This is a genomic window from Nonomuraea ferruginea, from assembly GCF_039540635.1.
Taxonomy (GTDB): Bacteria; Actinomycetota; Actinomycetes; order Streptosporangiales; family Streptosporangiaceae; genus Nonomuraea; species Nonomuraea ferruginea.
Genome location: NZ_BAABFD010000008.1, coordinates 211,026 through 226,481, shown reverse-complemented (window position 1 = coordinate 226,481; position 15,456 = coordinate 211,026). Strand labels below are relative to the sequence as shown.

Annotated in this window: 15 protein-coding genes; 7 read left to right on the top strand and 8 right to left on the bottom strand. The window is 73.0% G+C overall.

Annotated features, from left to right (window positions below; all coding sequences use genetic code 11):
• Positions 1 to 75: 75 nt before the first annotated feature.
• Positions 76 to 495 carry a hypothetical protein gene (locus ABD999_RS17510; RefSeq protein ID WP_271278760.1) on the top strand — a complete coding sequence of 140 codons (420 nt, stop codon included), beginning with the start codon at positions 76 to 78 and terminating at the stop codon, positions 493 to 495.
• A 57-nt stretch (positions 496 to 552) separates the two neighbouring features.
• On the opposite strand, the gene ABD999_RS17505 is transcribed toward ABD999_RS17510, so the two are convergent.
• From ABD999_RS17505 to ABD999_RS17490, 4 genes are all read right to left on the bottom strand, one after another.
• Complete coding sequence (locus ABD999_RS17505) at positions 553 to 2,322, bottom strand: NAD+ synthase (protein WP_271278761.1); 1,770 nt, start codon at positions 2,320 to 2,322, stop codon at positions 553 to 555.
• 53 nt (positions 2,323 to 2,375) lie between these two features.
• Positions 2,376 to 3,851, bottom strand: a complete 1,476-nt coding sequence (locus ABD999_RS17500; RefSeq protein ID WP_148032867.1) for a BTAD domain-containing putative transcriptional regulator — start codon at positions 3,849 to 3,851, stop codon at positions 2,376 to 2,378.
• Positions 3,852 to 3,898: 47 nt separating this feature from the next.
• The gene (locus tag ABD999_RS17495; RefSeq protein WP_271278762.1) at positions 3,899 to 5,773 is read right to left on the bottom strand and encodes a sensor histidine kinase; all 1,875 of its coding nucleotides are present in this window, start codon (positions 5,771 to 5,773) and stop codon (positions 3,899 to 3,901) included.
• A gap of 72 nt (positions 5,774 to 5,845) precedes the next feature.
• Positions 5,846 to 7,042, bottom strand: coding sequence for an MDR family MFS transporter (locus tag ABD999_RS17490; protein ID WP_261808694.1), 1,197 nt, complete (start codon positions 7,040 to 7,042; stop codon positions 5,846 to 5,848).
• 58 nt (positions 7,043 to 7,100) lie between these two features.
• Here ABD999_RS17490 and ABD999_RS17485 point away from each other — a divergent pair, with 58 nt between their 5' ends.
• A complete protein-coding gene (locus tag ABD999_RS17485) occupies positions 7,101 to 8,072 on the top strand; it encodes a DUF5937 family protein (RefSeq protein WP_271278763.1) in 972 nt (323 codons plus the stop codon).
• Here ABD999_RS17485 and ABD999_RS17480 read toward each other — a convergent pair.
• Both ABD999_RS17480 and ABD999_RS17475 read right to left on the bottom strand, forming a co-directional pair.
• Positions 8,063 to 9,043 carry a terpene synthase family protein gene (locus ABD999_RS17480; protein WP_261808693.1) on the bottom strand — a complete coding sequence of 327 codons (981 nt, stop codon included), beginning with the start codon at positions 9,041 to 9,043 and terminating at the stop codon, positions 8,063 to 8,065. The two genes, ABD999_RS17485 and ABD999_RS17480, sit on opposite strands and share 10 nt — an antisense overlap.
• 8 nt (positions 9,044 to 9,051) lie before the next feature.
• Entirely contained in the window at positions 9,052 to 9,597 is a 546-nt protein-coding gene (locus tag ABD999_RS17475; RefSeq protein ID WP_271278764.1) for an EF-hand domain-containing protein, read from the bottom strand.
• A 151-nt stretch (positions 9,598 to 9,748) separates the two neighbouring features.
• Between ABD999_RS17475 and glnA the strand changes: the two genes are divergently transcribed.
• The 4 genes from glnA (at position 9,749) to ABD999_RS17455 (ending at position 13,261) form a co-directional block, all read left to right on the top strand.
• Positions 9,749 to 11,110 (top strand): type I glutamate--ammonia ligase, encoded by a 1,362-nt coding sequence (gene glnA / locus ABD999_RS17470; RefSeq protein WP_271278765.1) that lies wholly within the window; start codon positions 9,749 to 9,751, stop codon positions 11,108 to 11,110.
• A gap of 123 nt (positions 11,111 to 11,233) precedes the next feature.
• Positions 11,234 to 12,010 carry a hypothetical protein gene (locus ABD999_RS17465; RefSeq protein WP_271278766.1) on the top strand — a complete coding sequence of 259 codons (777 nt, stop codon included), beginning with the start codon at positions 11,234 to 11,236 and terminating at the stop codon, positions 12,008 to 12,010.
• Positions 12,011 to 12,024: 14 nt separating this feature from the next.
• Positions 12,025 to 12,312, top strand: a complete 288-nt coding sequence (locus tag ABD999_RS17460; protein WP_271278767.1) for a hypothetical protein — start codon at positions 12,025 to 12,027, stop codon at positions 12,310 to 12,312.
• Positions 12,313 to 12,544: 232 nt separating this feature from the next.
• Positions 12,545 to 13,261 (top strand): PaaI family thioesterase, encoded by a 717-nt coding sequence (locus ABD999_RS17455; RefSeq protein ID WP_271278768.1) that lies wholly within the window; start codon positions 12,545 to 12,547, stop codon positions 13,259 to 13,261.
• A gap of 43 nt (positions 13,262 to 13,304) precedes the next feature.
• Here the strand turns inward: ABD999_RS17455 and ABD999_RS17450 are convergent, their stop codons facing one another.
• Positions 13,305 to 14,150 carry an alpha/beta fold hydrolase gene (locus tag ABD999_RS17450; protein ID WP_271278769.1) on the bottom strand — a complete coding sequence of 282 codons (846 nt, stop codon included), beginning with the start codon at positions 14,148 to 14,150 and terminating at the stop codon, positions 13,305 to 13,307.
• Between the two features lie 41 nt (positions 14,151 to 14,191).
• On the opposite strand from ABD999_RS17450, the gene ABD999_RS17445 reads away from it, so the two are divergent.
• Entirely contained in the window at positions 14,192 to 14,890 is a 699-nt protein-coding gene (locus tag ABD999_RS17445; RefSeq protein ID WP_148032858.1) for a type 1 glutamine amidotransferase, read from the top strand.
• On the opposite strand, the gene ABD999_RS17440 is transcribed toward ABD999_RS17445, so the two are convergent.
• Entirely contained in the window at positions 14,868 to 15,404 is a 537-nt protein-coding gene (locus tag ABD999_RS17440; RefSeq protein ID WP_271278507.1) for an HXXEE domain-containing protein, read from the bottom strand. The genes ABD999_RS17445 and ABD999_RS17440 overlap by 23 nt on opposite strands.
• Between the last annotated feature and the right edge of the window lie 52 nt (positions 15,405 to 15,456).

Genomic DNA, 15,456 nt, shown 5'->3' with positions numbered 1-15,456 from the left:
GGGGCGACACGCGGGCGGCAACCATGAGTCAGTGCCATCCTGACAACTTCCCGACGGAAGATCGAAAGGATATTCGTGCGCACACGTAAGCTGGCGACCCTCCTGGCCGGCACGGCCCTGGCCGCGACGACCACGCTGGTGGCGGGCGCGGCCCCGGCCGGCGCCGCCGGACCCTGCGGCAGCAGCTACTCCCGGGTCGGCGTCTACGCGGTCTCCAAGAACGGCACCCGCACGGGCACGCTGGAGGTGTACTACAGCTCCAGCACCGGAAAGAACTGCGCCCTGACCTACGGCTACGGTCAGTACGACGGCACCACCAGCTGGAAGCACGTCACGATCTCGAGGGGTGACGGCAGCGGGGCGGACACCGACGCGGGTAACTACAAGTACTACGCCGGCCCGGTGTACGTCTCGGCGCCCGGCCAGTGCATCGACGTCAGCGCGACCGTCCCCGCCTGGACGATCCTCGAGCTCAACAACTTGCACTGCGGCTGATCCCCTGACCAGGAGAAGGGCCCGCCGCGCGGCGGGCCTTTCCGTAGGGGAGAAGGCCTACGTGGTCTCGCGCCAGCGGTTGGTGATGGGGAGACGCCGGTCGCGGCCGAAGTTCTTCGGGGTGATCTTGGGACCCGGCGGATACTGGCGGCGCTTGTACTCGGCCAGGTCCACCAGCCGGATGACGCGGGCGACCAGCGCCGGATCGTGCCCGGCGGCGATGAGCTCCCGGGAGCCCATGTCCTTCTCGACGTAGTCGTCCAGCAGCTTGTCCAGGACCTCGTACGGCGGAAGGGAGTCGGTGTCGCGCTGGTCGGGGCGGAGTTCGGCGCTGGGCTCCTTGGTGATGGAGTTCGGCGGGATCGGCTCGTCCACCTGGAGCCGGAACGACGGGTCGCCACCGCCGTTGCGCCACCTCGACAGCTCCCACACCATGAGCTTCGGCACGTCCTTGATCGGCGCGAACCCGCCCGCCGAGTCGCCGTAGAGCGTGGAGTAGCCGGTGGCCAGCTCGCTCTTGTTCCCGGTGGTGAGCACCAGGTGGCCGTGCTGGTTCGACAGGCCCATGAGGATCATGCCGCGCACCCGGGCCTGGAGGTTCTCGGAGGCCAGGCCGGACAGCTCGATCTCCTTCTCGAACGAGGTCACGATCTCCGCGATGGGCACCACCTGCGCCCGCAGGCCCTGCCGCCGTACCAGGTCCTGGGCGTCCGACAGCGAGTGCTCGGAGGAGTAGCGGGAGGGCATGAGCACCACGTGCACCCGCGACGGGCCGATGGCGTCGGCGGCGATGGTGGCCGTCAGGGCGGAGTCGATGCCGCCCGACAGCCCGAGGATGACCGACTCGAACCCGTTCTTGGCCACGTAGTCGCGCACCGACAGCACCAGCGCCTCGTAGACCTCGGCGACCGTGTCCAGCGGCTCGGCCACGCTCGGGGGCTCCGGTTCGTACGCGGGAAGCGGGTCGTCCGACAGCACCAGCCGGTCCACGGTGATGGTGGTGCCGTCGCCGGCGTCGTACGGGAAGGAACCGGTCCCGGCGGACGAGACCGGCAGGTCGAGGTCGCAGACCAGCAGTTCCTCACGGAACTGGGCGGCCCGCGCGACCAGCTCGCCGCGGGCGTCCACCACCAGCGAGTCGCCGTCGAAGACCAGCTCGTCCTGCCCGCCGACCTGGTTGACGTAGACGAGCGCGCTGCCGGCCTCGCGTGCCCTGCGCGCGCACAGCTCCAGGCGGATGTCGTCCTTCTCCTTCTCGTACGGGGAGGCGTTCGGCACCACGAGCAGGCCCGCTCCCGCCTGGCCGACCACGGCGACCGGGCCGCCGTCCTGCCAGAGGTCCTCGCAGACCGCCACGGCGACGTCGACCCCGTGCAGCCGGAAGATCGGCAGCCGGTCGCCGCGGACGAAGTAGCGGTACTCGTCGAACACCCCGTAGTTCGGCAGGTGGTGCTTGGCGGTGCGGGCCACCACCCGGCCGCGGTGGAGCAGGGCGGCGGCGTCGAGCGGGGCGCCCTTGGGCTGGCCGACCCGCGGGGCCAGGCCGGCCCGGTCGACGTAGCCGACCACCACCGGCAGGTCGCCGAGGCCCTCGCGGTCGAGCCGGAGCGCCACCTCCTCGATCGCGGCGATGCTGGCGTCCACGAAGGAGGTGCGCAGCACGAGGTCCTCGACGGGGTAGCCGGTGAGGAACATCTCGGTGAACACGGCCAGGTGCGCGCCGCGGTCGGCGGCCCGGCGGGTCCACGCCACGAGCTTGTCGGCGTTGCCGGCCAGGTCGCCTACGGTCGGGTTCGTCTGGGCCAGGGCGATACGCAGTTGTGCCACGGCCCCAGCCTAGTACGGGGTTATTTTTAGCCTCAAAATGACGATAAATCGGCCTACTTCGCTGCGATGCTTCCCGGGGTCACCAGGCCGGACTCGTAGGCCGCGACCACGAGCTGCGCCCGCTCGAACAACCCCAGGTTGTCGAGCAGCGTCCGCACCGTCCCCTGCACCTCCGGCTCCGGCATGGCCAGCGTCTGGCCGATCTGCCGGTTCGTGAGCCCGCGCGCCACCAGCTTGAGCACGTCGAGCTGGGCGTCGGTGAGCCCGGCCAGCGCGGGCGGCGAGGCCGGGTCGGTGCGCCCGGCGAAGGCGGAGATGAGCCGGGTGGTGACCGCCGGGTCGATGAGGGCGTCGCCCGCGGCGGCGGCCCGGATGGCGGCGACGAGCTGCTCGGGCGGCGAGGTCTTGAGCATGAACCCGCTGACGCCCGCGCGCAGCGCCGCGTAGAGGTTCTCGTCGCTGCCGAAGGTGGTCATCATGATCACTTTGGGCGGATCGGCGGCGGTGAGGATGCGGCGGGCGGCGGCCAGGCCGTCCAGGTTCGGCATCTGGATGTCGAGCAGCACGACGTCGGGGCGCAGGGCGCGGGCGGCGGCGATGGCCTCCTCGCCGTCCCCGGCCTCCCCGGCCGCCTCCAGCCCCGCCTCCGCGGCCAGCACGACCTTGAGCCCGGCGCGTACCAGCGCCTGGTCGTCGGCGACGAGCACCCGCAGGGGCGGGCCGCCGGGGGAGGCCGCGGGCTCCGCGTCGGCGGCGGGCCGGTCCGCCACGGGGGTCTGCGGGATGTCCGGCAGGGTCTGGGAGAGCATGTCGTGCTCCAGCCGCTGCAACCCCGCCGTGAGGTCCAGGCCCAGTTCGTCCCGCCAGACCGCGCGGGCGCGGCGCAGCGCGGCGAGCGCGTCGCCCTGCCGGCCGGTGCGGTAGAGGGCCAGCGCCAGCAGGCGCCAGGCCTCCTCGCGCAGCGGATGCGCGGCGGCGTGCGCCTCCAGGTCCGCGACCAGCGCCGTCGGGCTCCCGAGCGCCAGCCCGGCCGCGCCCCGCCGCTCGATCGCGACGAGCCGCAACTCCTCCAGCCTGGCCGCCTCGGTCGCCGCCCACGTCAGGTCGGCGAACTCGGCCAGCGCGGGCCCGCGCCACAGCGCCAGCGCGCCGTCCATGGCCGCCCACACCTCGCCGGGCGGCCCGTCGGACTTGGCCAGGCGCTCGAACCGCCAGGTGTCCACCTGCTCTGGACGGGCCCGCAGCGCGTAGCCCGGCGGGGCCGACACCAGGACGGACGCCTCCTCGCGGGGCGCCCGGCCCGGTTCGAGCACGCGGCGCAGCCGGGAGACGTACCCCTGGATGGTCGAGAGCGCCTGCGCGGGCGGATCGCCGGGCCAGAGCTCGTCGATGAGCGTGTTCACGGGAACGGCCCGGCCCCCGGCCACGATCAGCCGGGCGAGCACCGCCCGCTGTCGCTGACCGCCGAGGTCGAGGGGGACGCCGTCCGCCCAGGCCTGGAACGGTCCGAGCGCAGTGAAAGTCAACATTGTGGGCATAAGCCTACGGCCATCCAGATGTGCCGGTAAATGGGAACTCATGGCGTGGGCAGATCCGCGCTCACCACGGTTCCGCCGTCTTCGGCGGCCCGTACCACGCAGGTGCCGCCCAGCTCGGCGGCGCGCTCGCGCATGGACCCCAGCCCGACGCCCGCGCGGGCGTCCGGCGGCAGGCCGATCCCGTCGTCGGCCACCGTGACGCGCAGCACCCGGTTGTCGCGCTCCAGCCGGACCGTCACGCGGGAGGCGGCGGCGTGCTTGCGCGCGTTCGTGAGCGCCTCCTGGACGATCCGGTACGCCGCCACCTCCACCGCCGCGGGCAGGCCGTCAAGGTCGCCGGCGGTCTCCACCGAGGTCGCCGGCTCCTCGGGCGTGCGGGCCAGCTCCCCGATCGCGCCGGCCAGGCCGAGCTCGTCGATCGCCGGGGGGCGCAGCCCGTACACGAGCTGCCTGATGTCGCCGCTGATCGCGTCCATGCCCGCGCGCAGGTCGGCCAGCAGTCGTTCGGCCTGCTCGGGGGAGCGGCGCAGGGAGACACGGGCCGCGTTGATCACCATCGCCATCCCGGTGAGCGACTGGCCCAGCCCGTCGTGCAGGTCGCGGCGCAGGCGCCGCCGCTCCTCCTCGCGCGCGGTCAGGATCCGCTCGCGCGACCGCCGCACGGCCGCGGTCATGCGCACCGCGTGCGCGGCGTCGGCGAGGTACGGGAGGAGCGTGGCGATCACCCGCTCGTCGTGCGCGGCGGGGAAGCGGCGCCGGCCCGCCGGGCCGATGAGCAGCAGCCCGACCGGCTCGCCGTGCCAGACCAGCGGGACGGTACGGGCGACGGGCTCGGGCGAGCCGGTCACCGTGGTCGCGCCGTCCACCTCGACCGCCGCCCCGGTCACCGACAGCCCTTCGCGCAGCACCTCCAGCGCGGCCAGCAGCCCGTGGCCCGGGTCGACGCGCTGCAGCCGGTGCTTGAGCCGCTCGGCCAGCTCGGCGGGCACGCCGATGCCGCCGTAGAGCAGGCGGTCCACGCCGCGCTGCAGCGCGTGCCGCATCGGCTGGAAGAACACCCCGGCGAACAGCGCGGCCGCCAGCCCGGTGACCGGGTCCACCTCGGCCAGGAACAGGCTGGAGGCGGCGCCCACCGCCAGGTAGACGGCGGTGATGACCAGGGCGAGCCCGGTGCCGACCATGGCCCGGCTGATCAGCGTGTCGATGCCGAACAGCCGGTAGCACAGCACCGCCACCGCGATCGCCGCCGGGATGAGCGGGATGCCGAGCGTGGCCAGCCACCAGAACGGCCCGCCGAGCATCCACGGGATCAGCAGCCCCGGCAGGGTGACGAGCACCCACAGGATCTGCCGCCGCTCGACCGGGTCGCCCCGGGTGAACCGCACGGCCAGCGAGGCGAAGGCCAGCGCCATGCCCGCGGCGACGAGCACGTGGGCGGCGTCCCTGAGCTCCCTTTCCATGATCACGATCGCGGTCCAGTCGAGCAGGTGACCCGCCACCGCCGGCAGGAGCGCCCACCGCCAGCGCGGCGACGGCATCCGGCCCGCCGGGTAGAGCAGGGGCAGCAGCACGCCGAGCGAGAGCTGGCAGGCCTGCCAGGTTGCCTGCACCACGATCCAGCCCCACCCCGGCTCCCCGTACAGGGCGATGAGGTTGGCGGACAGGATGTTGGCGGCGGCGCTCACGCCGCCCGCGCACAGCAGCCACCCGATGGCCAGCTGCGGCCTGCGCACCACCAGGATGGCGCCGAACACCGGGAACGCGGTGCCGGCCACGTCCTCCGGCGCGAACGGGAGCGGCGTGTAGGAGGCGGGCGGCAACTGGGCGGTCACCCAGGCGTTGGCGAGCTCCAAGGCGATCGCGAGCGTGGCGAGCCCGATCGCCACACCGCGCGCCGCCCCTGCGTGGCGCATGAAATCCGTCCTCCCAGCCCTCTGGCAGGGAGGAAATTATCGGGCCTGGGCCAACAATGAATCAAAATCCGTTCAACGGCGCCTGATCGCTGGGCCGATCGCGAGCATCCCAGCCGCGGAGACGAGGCCGATCCCGCCCGTCGTGAACCAGAGCGCCGGCTGCCCGCCCACCTCCAGCAGGGCGCTGCCCATCAGCGGCGTCAGCATCCCGGCCGCCGACCAGGCGAACCCGAACAGTCCCGCGTACCGGCCGCGCAGGTGGGCCGGGGCGAGCCTGGCCAGGATGGTCCCGGCGATGCCCGCGGTGACGATCTCGCCGGCGGTCCACACGGCGATGGTGACCGCCAGCATGGCCGTGCTGGTGACGAAGGCCGTCAGCGTGAACCCCACCCCCATCACCGCCAGCCCCGCCGCCAGCGTCCTGGGCGCGTCCCTGCGGCCCAGCCAGCCGGACACGAGCGGCTGCACGATCACGATGAGCACCCCGTTCAGCGCCATCGCCGCGCCGAACTGGGCGGTCGTCAGCCCGGCCAGCTTCGTCATCGCCACCGGCAGCATCGTGTACGTCTGCGCGTACATCAGCGCGTTCCCGAGCGTCACCAGCGTGAACGCGACCATCAGCCGGTCGCGCAGCACCATCCCGAACCCGCCGGGCCCGGACTCGCCCGTGGGCCGGGTCTCCGGCACCGCCCGCCACACCAGCGCCGCGAAGACCAGGCAGCTCGCCGCGTTCAGCCAGAACAGCAGGAGGAAGCCCTGCTGCGCCAGCCACCCGCCCGCCGTCATGCCGACCGAGTAGCCCAGGTTGATCGCCCAGAACAGCAGCCCGAACGCCCGCGGCCGGTGCTCCGGGGAGACCAGGTCGGCGACCAGCGCGTTCGAGGCCGGCCGGTAGGCGTCCACGACCAGGCCGAGCGCCAGCATCGAGGCCAGGATCGCGGGCAGCGTCGTGCTGTAGCCGAGCGCCATCAGCGCCGCCGCGGTGGCCACCATGCCGCCGGCCAGCGTGGCCCGGCGCCCGATCCGGTCGGCCAGCGTCCCGGCCAGCAGCTGCGACAGCAGCGACCCCGCCCCGAAGACGGCCATGACCAGACCGGCGGCGGCCACGGACAGGCCGCGTGCCTGGGTGAGGAACACGCCGGTGAACGGCAGCACCATGGCGCCCAGGCGGTTCACCAGGGTGCCGCCCCACAGGGCCCAGAAGGGGCGGGGCAGCCCGCCGAACGCGGCGCGCAGGAAGGGCGGTTTTTCGGGAGCGGTGGTCGTCACCCCGCCAGGTTCCGGCCCTCGGATCGCCGGGTCGAACGATTTAGGGCACACTAAAAGCATGCCGGTGACGTGGGAGCTGAAGCCTGAGGACGTGGCCCGGATCCGGTTCGCCTTCTCCCCGCTGTGGGAGCTGGTCGCGAGCCTGCGCACCCTCCAGGACCCGGCCAGGCAGGCCCTGCATCTGCCGTGGCTCACCTGCGTGCGGCCCCGCCTGGCCGGGCTCGACCTGGCCGAGCTGCTCGCGCTCGTGCCCCCGAGCGGCTATCTCGCCGACTTCCTCACGCCGCCGCCCGACACGCCCATGCCCGACTTCGCCGCCGAGCTGGAGCGCGTCCGGCGCACCTCGCCGGAGCGGGCGCTGCACGAGGCGCGGGAGGTGCGCTCCGCCGATCCGGCCGCGCTCGGCCGGTTCGTCGCCGACCCGGCGGGCGGGATCCAGCGGGTCGCCGACGCCCTTGAGGCGTACTGGCGGACGTGTCTCGCCGAGTTCTGGCCGCGCGTCCACGCGCTGCTCGAACGCGACGTGCTGCGCCGCTCGCGGCAGCTCGCCAGGGGCGGCGCCCGCGAGCTGTTCGACGGGCTCGACCCGGCCGTCACCTGGACCGGTGGCCGGCTCCTCGTCGACCGGCCCTGGTGCAACGACGACCCGGCGCTGCACGGCGACGGCCTGGTGCTGGTGCCGAGCGCGTTCTACTGGCCGTCGGTCGCCGTCATGTCCGCCCCGTACCAGTCGATGCTCGTCTATCCGGTGCTCGGCGTCGGCACGCTGTGGGAGCAGGGCCCGCCGCCCGCGCCCGGCGCGCTCGCCGCGCTCATCGGCCGCAGCCGCGCCCGCATCCTGCTCGCGCTGGCCGAGCCGGCCACCACCACGGCGCTGGCCGGCCGCATGGCGCTGACGCCCGGCGCGGTCAGCCAGCACCTGACCGTGCTCAGCGGCAGCGGCCTGACCGTCGGCATGCGGGTCGGCAAGCAGGTCGTCTACCGCCGCACCGCCACCGGCGACGCGCTCGCCGCCGCCCCTCACGCGTAGCGGGACGACTCCAGCAGCCAGTCGAGGTGGGCCCGCGGCGCCGCGAGGTAGGCGCACGCCACCTTGCTCACGTCCCTGGCGGTGCCCGGCGCGAGATCGTCCAGCGGCAGCCGACGCGCGGCCCCGCTCATGTCGCGGCACCGCTCGGCGATCCGGTCGAGCACCCAGCCGACCGCCTCCCGCTCGCCCAGGCCCAGCTCGCGCATCGCGATCACGACGAGGTTGTGGCCGTCGCCGCGCTCCTTGGGCCGCGAGGCCACGTCGTTGCACCAGGCGGTGATGTCGCTGCAGGAGTTCACCAGCTCCTGCCACGGCTCCGACCGGTGCACCCAGGCCGGCACCTCCACCCGCAGGCACGGCTCCACCAGGTCGTACAGGTAGGGGCCGACCGTGCCCCTGCGCAGCATCGGGTAGTCGGCCAGCGTCGGCGCCTGGCCCGCCGCCCTGTTGTCGGCCTCGGTGCGGCAGGCGTAGTGCTGGCGCTGCAGGTTGACCGCGAACCGGCGGCGCCACTGGTCGCTCATCCGCGCGCTCGTCACCCGCCACAGGTCGGCGAAGGCCGCCTCCAGCGGATGGCCGCCGGCGCCCTCCAGCATCCCCTGGAACACCTCCAGCGGGCACGGCCCCTCGTCCAGCTCGTCGTCCAGGTGGAACAGCCACGTCAGCCACTGCGCGAACAGCGCCGCCGCGGCCGCGTCGAACTCGGCGAACGCCCGCCCCGCCATCCGGTGGAAGCCGACCCCCGGGTCGGCGCGCAGGCCCGTACGGCGCGCCCAGTCGATGACGGCCGCCTCGATCGCGTACACGGCGGGATGCATCCGGCACGGCGCCGCCATCCCGGGCACCCGCTCGACCAGCGGCAGCAGCGCGGCCGCGGCCCTGCTGCCCCGGCGGGGCAGCGGCAGCAGGGGCTTCCAGTGCAGGACGGATCGGAGCGCGGACCGTACGGAAGCCATCACGGTCGTGCTCACCGCGGTGTTCACAGGGGCCCGAAGAGCCAGTTGCCGGGCGCCTCGGGGTCCTCGCCCGTGTAGAAGTCGCGGGCGGCGCGCACCAGCTCGTCCACCGTCAGCACGCCCCGGCCCGTGGTGTCGAGCCGGTCGAACGCCGCGTCGGCGTCGTCGTGGCCGGTGCCGAAGGCGGCCAGCAGCGTGCGGAACTCCTCCGGCCCCGCGTAGCCGTCGCCGCCGCGGTCGCACAGCCCGGCCACCGCCGCGGCCGCCGGGCCGAAGACCGGAGCGTACCTGTCGCCCTTGACGAACGCGGCGGTCATGGCGAGCGCGAAGTCCTCGCGGGACATGTCGACGTCCTCGTCGCGGCCGAGCGCGGCCGACAGCTCCGCCCAGACGCGGTCGAAGCCGTCGACGAGGGCGCTGCCGGTCACGGACGTGGGGGACTCCCCGAAACCGACCAGGATGCGGGCCCCCAGGCCCAGCAGGTCCTCGCGGTCCACGACGCCCCTGCCGGCCGCGTCGATGTGGTCGAAGGCCCGATCGAGCTTGTGATTGAGCAGGTCGATAGCCACCAATGCCTCCCCCGAGACTGACTGCGTGATCACATTAAGACCGGGCACGCCCTTTGTCAGTGAGGCTCGCACCGGCACCCCTCGTAACCTGTGCGAAACACGGACACGGCATGCTGATAAGTGACCTGTACCATCTGCACGAGGGGATGCCGTGGACCGCCAGCAGGAGTTCGTGCTCCGCACGCTCGAGGAACGCGACATCCGGTTCATCCGGCTCTGGTTCACCGACGTGCTGGGCTTCCTCAAGTCCGTCGCGATAGCGCCGGCCGAGCTGGAAGGCGCGTTCGCCGAAGGCATCGGCTTCGACGGCTCCGCCATCGAGGGGTTCGCCCGGGTCTACGAGTCCGACATGCTCGCCAAGCCCGACCCGTCGACGTTCCAGATCCTGCCGTGGCGCAGCGAGACGCCCGGTGCCGGGCGCATCTTCTGCGACATCCTCATGCCCGACGGCTCCCCGTCCCACGCCGACCCGCGCTGGGTGCTCAAGCGCACGCTCGCCAAGTGCGCCGACATGGGGTTCACCTTCTACACCCACCCGGAGATCGAGTTCTTCCTGCTGAAGAACCGGCCGGGCGACAGCCTGCGGCCCGAGCCGATCGACTCCGGCAGCTACTTCGACCACACCCCCCACAGCTCCGGCCATGACTTCCGCCGTCAGGCGATCATGATGCTGGAGTCGATGGGCATCTCGGTGGAATACAGCCACCACGAGGGCGCCCCCGGCCAGCAGGAGATCGACCTGCGCTACGCCGACGCGCTCACCACGGCCGACAACATCATGACCTTCCGCCTGGTCATGAAGGAGGTCGCGCTGGAGCAGGGCGTCTGGGCCTCGTTCATGCCCAAGCCGTTCACCGAGCACCCCGGGTCCGGCATGCACACCCACATGTCGCTGTTCGAGGGCGACCGCAACGCCTTCCACGAGCCCGGCGCCGACTACCAGCTGTCCAAGGTGGGCCGCTCGTTCATCGCCGGCCTGCTCAGGCACGCCGCCGAGATCACCGCCATCACCAACCAGTGGGTCAACTCCTACAAGCGGCTGTGGGGCGGCGCCGAGGCCATCGCCGGGCAGGGCGGCGAGGCCCCCTCCTACATCTGCTGGGGCCACAACAACCGCTCGGCCCTGGTGCGGGTGCCCATGTACAAGCCGCACAAGGGCGGCTCGACCCGCATCGAGTTCCGGTCGCTCGACTCGGCCTGCAATCCGTACCTCGCCTTCGCGCTCGTCCTGGCCGCGGGGCTCAAGGGCATCGAGGAGAGCTACGAGCTGCCGCCGGCGGCCGAGGACAACGTGTGGACCCTCACCAGCGCCGAACGGCGCGCCCTGGGCATCCAGCCGCTGCCGCAGTCGCTCGACGAGGCCATAAGCGTCATGGAGCGCAGCGAGCTGGTGGCCGAGACGCTCGGCGAGCACGTGTTCGACTTCTTCCTGCGCAACAAGCGGGCGGAGTGGCGCGACTACCGGCGCACGGTCACCGAGTTCGAGCTCGGCCGTTACCTGCCCGTCCTCTGACGCCTATACGCCCATTTGGGTCCTAGTTTGGGCGCTTTGTCGCGTTCTCGGGTAGGCCGTGCACTGGAAGGGCCACTTCCTCGGCGCATCAGCCGTTCCCGACGGGCGGGGAGGAGCGCGGACATGACCGATGACGTGCCGGAGGCCGCCGGCGAGCATCCGGACCTGCTCTACTCCGAACCGGAGCGGAGGCCTTCCGGCTCCGCCGACCCGGATGTCCTGCTGGACGTGCCGACGGTCAAGGTCGACAAGATCAGCCTCGATGTGGAGGACCTGCGGGCGCGGGTCTCCCTCCAGGCCGACGTGCTCGACCTGCTCAACCTGCACGTCGGCGTGGACGTCGTGCTCGGCAAGGTGAACCTGGAGATCGACGGCGTGGACGCGCAGGCGATGCTCAAGGTACGGCTCGACAACGTCGCGTTGATCGTCGGTGACGTCCTGCGGACGATCGACCGCAACCCCGAGATCGTCACCGGCGCCGTCGACAGCGTCGCGACCGCCGTCCGGGACGTGGGCGACGCGCTGCCGGAGGTCGAGCGGCCGATCGCGGACCTGGGCCGCGACGCCGAACTCCTCGGCGAACACGAGGAGCCGTACGCACCCGGCGACGCGACACTCGAAGAGCCCGAACCCGAACCCGAACCCGAACCGGAACCGGAACCGGAACTCCAACCCGAGTCCGAACCCGAACCTGAGTCCCAGCCGGAACCCGAACCCGAGGACAAGTCCGAACCCGAACCTGAGCCCAAACCGACGCCCGAGTCCGCCTCAGCCCGGCCCGAGTCCGGGACCGGGGAGGAAGGGCCGCATCTGGGGGACTCTCTGCGGGATCTCGGCAGGGCCGTGGGGCGGGTGGGCGCGCGGCAACTTCTGGAACTGTCCAAACGGGTCCGCCGCTAGACCCTGGAGCCGTCATGAACGACGACCGTCCCAGCCGCCGGCTCATCGAGGACGCCGACATCGTGTTCACCGCCACGGTGCGCGCGGACCGCATGCGGTTCGCGGAGGTGCCCGAGACGTCGGTGCGGTTCGCCGGCGAACCGGGGGAGGAGTCCGGCTCCGGCAGCCGCCGGGACCGGTTGCCGGAGCGGGTCCGCGAGGGCGAGGAGTACCGGAACGTCCGGATCGAGTACGTGATCGCGTCCAGGATCGCCTTCCCCGGCGCCGAGGACGGCCAGGAGGAGCCGGACCGGCGAACGTGAGCAACATCACTTCCACCCGGAAGTCACCTGCTCGCAACGTCGGCACCGTATCTTTTACTGATTCCGGAGGTTCCCTCCTGGAGATCTCGGGCAGCGGCAGGGCTCCGCGATGCGCGGGACATCACCTGGTGTGGGCCCGAGTATGGGCTGATCAGCAGGTCCAGTAGTATCGGCCCATCTCAAACGACGTTTCAGGACTTCGCCGATTTATGGCGATATTGGAGGGTGTTGCATGACGACGGCTGCCCTGCAGACCGTACTGACCGTTCCCGACCGCTTCCGGGGGCCCGCGCGATCCGCCAACGGCGGCTGGCTGGCCGGCACCCTCGCGGGCGTGCTGAACGGCGGGCGATCGGCGGTCGAGGTCACGCTGCGCGCCCCGACACCGCTCGGCACCGAGTTGAAGCTGGAGCATCTGGCCAACTCCGTCTCCCTCTACGACGGCGGGAAACCGCTGGTCGAGGCCATCCCGGTGGCCGAGGACGTGCAGGCGCCGCCGTTCGTGTCCTTCACCGAGGCCGCGCGGGCCGAGGCCGGGTTCGCCGGTCGCCGCGCGCACGCCTTCCCCGAGTGCTTCGCGTGCGGGTTCCGCGAGCCGGGTGACGGCCTGCGCATCTTCCCCGGCCCGGTCGAGGGCAGCGACGACCTGGTCGCGGCCGGGTGGCGGGTGCCGTTCACGGTGGCCGACGAGGACGGCGTGCCGCCCGCGGTCGTGGGCGCCGCGCTCGACTGCGTCACCGGCTGGGCCCACTTCAGGCCGGGCGAGTCGGCGCTGCTCGGACGGCTCGCGGTGCAGTTCCACCGCAAGGTGACCGCCGGCGGGGTCTACTCCGTGGTGGCCCGCGAGACCGGCCGCGAGGGCCGCAAGATGTTCGGCCAGAGCGCGATCTACGAGGTGGACGGCACGCTGGTGGCCGCCGCGAAGGCCACGTGGATCGCTCCTCGCTGACCCACGGCGCCGGACGGCCCCCTGTGCGGGGCCGTCCGCCATGTCAGGAGGTGAGCCGCTCGACGATGGTCGCCACGCACCGATCGTCGAACAGGATCGTGTAGTGGTTGCAGTCCGGCACCACCTCGTCCCTCAGCTCCGGCAGCCGGACCAGCCAGGGAGCGGTCAGGTCGTCCGGGAACATGCCGACGTCCTGGTTCAGCAGCCCGCGCGGAGCGCGCAGCAGGTGCAGCGGCGCCTCGATGTTCTGGAGCGCGTCGCCGATCCTCGCCCCTTCGCGCAGCAGCCAGTGCCCGTCCTCGGCCACGGCCTCCGGCACCGCCCGCGAGCGCAGCGCGCCCTCCGGCCCGGTCAGGTCGTAGCGCACGTACTCCTCCACCTCGGCGCTCCAGAACCCGTCGAAGGCGGGATGCGCCCGGAAGAACTCCAGGTACGCCTCCGCCGAGGGGAACGTCTGGCGCAGCCGGGCCAGCGCCGGGCCGAGCGTGGCGACCATGGCCTCGTCCGCGTCCATGCCCGGCGGCAGCGGCAGCGGCAGGCCGCCGTCGATCAGCACCACCCGCGCGAACTCCCGCCGCGCCGCCGCCAGCGCCGCCACGTACCCGCCCATCGAGTGGCCGGTCAGCACCGCATCCGGCCCGGCGCCCACGTGGTCCGCCACCCGCAGCACGTCCTCGGCGTGCCGGTCCAGCCCGTACGGACCGGGCAGGCCGGCGCTGTGGCCGCGGCCGCGCAGGTCCATGGCGACCATCGACCATCCGTCCGGGAGCCGCCGCCCGACCGCCTCCCAGGCCTTCGACGAGGCGGTGATCCCGTGCACCGCCACGATCACCCGCGGCCCGGCGCCGTAGGTGGCGATCCGCAGGCCGTCGACATCCTCGATCCTCATGCTGGGAGTTTAGGGACAAAGCGGGCTTTACATTAGGTGCTATGCGCATCACGGTGATCGAGAACGAGGCCGACGCTCCGCTCGGCTACCTGGCCGGCTGGCTGGGGCTGCCCTGCGACGTCGTCAGGCCGTACCTGGGGGAGGAGATCCCCGAGCGGGCGGCGGACGGGCTGATCGTGCTCGGTGGCGAGGCCGCCGCGTGGGAGGACGAGCGCTGCCCCTGGCAGCCGGCCACCCGCGCGCTGCTGCGCCGGGCCGTCGAGGACGGCACGCCCACGCTGGCCGTCTGCCTCGGGGCCCAGCTGCTGACCATGGCCTGCGGCGGCACCGTGGAGCGGGGCGGCGACGGGCTGGAGGCCGGCGCGTGCGAGGTCGTCGCGCTGCCCGCCGCGGCCGCCGACCCGCTGCTGGCGGGCGTCGGGCGCGCGGTCGCCGTCCAGTATCACCGGGACGCCATGACGCGGCTGCCCGACGGCGCGGTGCCGCTGATGACCGGCGACCGCTACCCGAACCAGGCCTACCGGCTGGGCGAGGCCTGGGCGGTCCAGTTCCACCCCGAGGCCACGCCGGACATCTTCGCCTCGTGGACCGCGGGAACCGGCCTGGAACACCTCGACGACCAGGTGCGGGCCGCGGCGCCCGCCCTGGAGTCCACCTGGCGCCCGATGGCGCGGGCCTTCGCGGCCCGCGTCCGCGCCCACGCGGACGCGGCCCCCCTCACGCCCGCCCAGGGCGCCTGATCCGGGTCCGCCCGCGGCCGGTGAGGGCGTGGGCGAGACCGTGGACGGCGGCGGCCAGCACAGGGAAGGCGGCGAGCGACGCCGGGGGTCCGGCGTCCACCGGCACGCCCGCGGCCTTGAGCCGCCGCCACGCCCACACCGAGAACGGGATCACCACCAGCGGCGAGGTCACCACCCCCGGCGTGTAACCGCGGGTGAGCGCCGCCTGCGCCAGGTGAACGACGCCGTGCGCGCCGAAACCCGCCAGCGCCGCCTGGAACAGCGGGCTGCGCCCGCCGGTGCGGGCGCCCTCGGCCGACGCCGCCGCCATCACCGCGCCCATCAGCCCGATCGCCACGGTGACGTGCGCCTGCGAGACCTCCAGCCGCTCCCACGGCACCGGCGGGAACAGCCGCTCCAGCCGCGGCCGGGCCGAGCGTGACCATCGGGCCATGGTCGCCAGCTCCTCCGCGTCGTGCACCACCCACGCCGCGAATAGCCCCCACGTCACCGTCGCCGGCACCCTCTCCACCACGAAACCTCCCCAAACGCAACGCACCGTTGCGTTTTATCCTAGGCCGCCGCCC

Excerpts from the sequence above, each read along its gene's own strand:
- ABD999_RS17500 (WP_148032867.1), bottom strand. The coding sequence starts at position 3,851 with ATGTTGACTTTCACTGCGCTCGGACCGTTCCAGGCCTGGGCGGACGGC.
- ABD999_RS17495 (WP_271278762.1), bottom strand. The coding sequence starts at position 5,773 with ATGCGCCACGCAGGGGCGGCGCGCGGTGTGGCGATCGGGCTCGCCACG.
- ABD999_RS17485 (WP_271278763.1), top strand. The coding sequence starts at position 7,101 with ATGCCGGTGACGTGGGAGCTGAAGCCTGAGGACGTGGCCCGGATCCGG.
- ABD999_RS17465 (WP_271278766.1), top strand. The coding sequence starts at position 11,234 with ATGACCGATGACGTGCCGGAGGCCGCCGGCGAGCATCCGGACCTGCTC.
- ABD999_RS17460 (WP_271278767.1), top strand. The coding sequence starts at position 12,025 with ATGAACGACGACCGTCCCAGCCGCCGGCTCATCGAGGACGCCGACATC.
- ABD999_RS17455 (WP_271278768.1), top strand. The coding sequence starts at position 12,545 with ATGACGACGGCTGCCCTGCAGACCGTACTGACCGTTCCCGACCGCTTC.
- ABD999_RS17450 (WP_271278769.1), bottom strand. The coding sequence starts at position 14,150 with ATGAGGATCGAGGATGTCGACGGCCTGCGGATCGCCACCTACGGCGCC.
- ABD999_RS17445 (WP_148032858.1), top strand. The coding sequence starts at position 14,192 with ATGCGCATCACGGTGATCGAGAACGAGGCCGACGCTCCGCTCGGCTAC.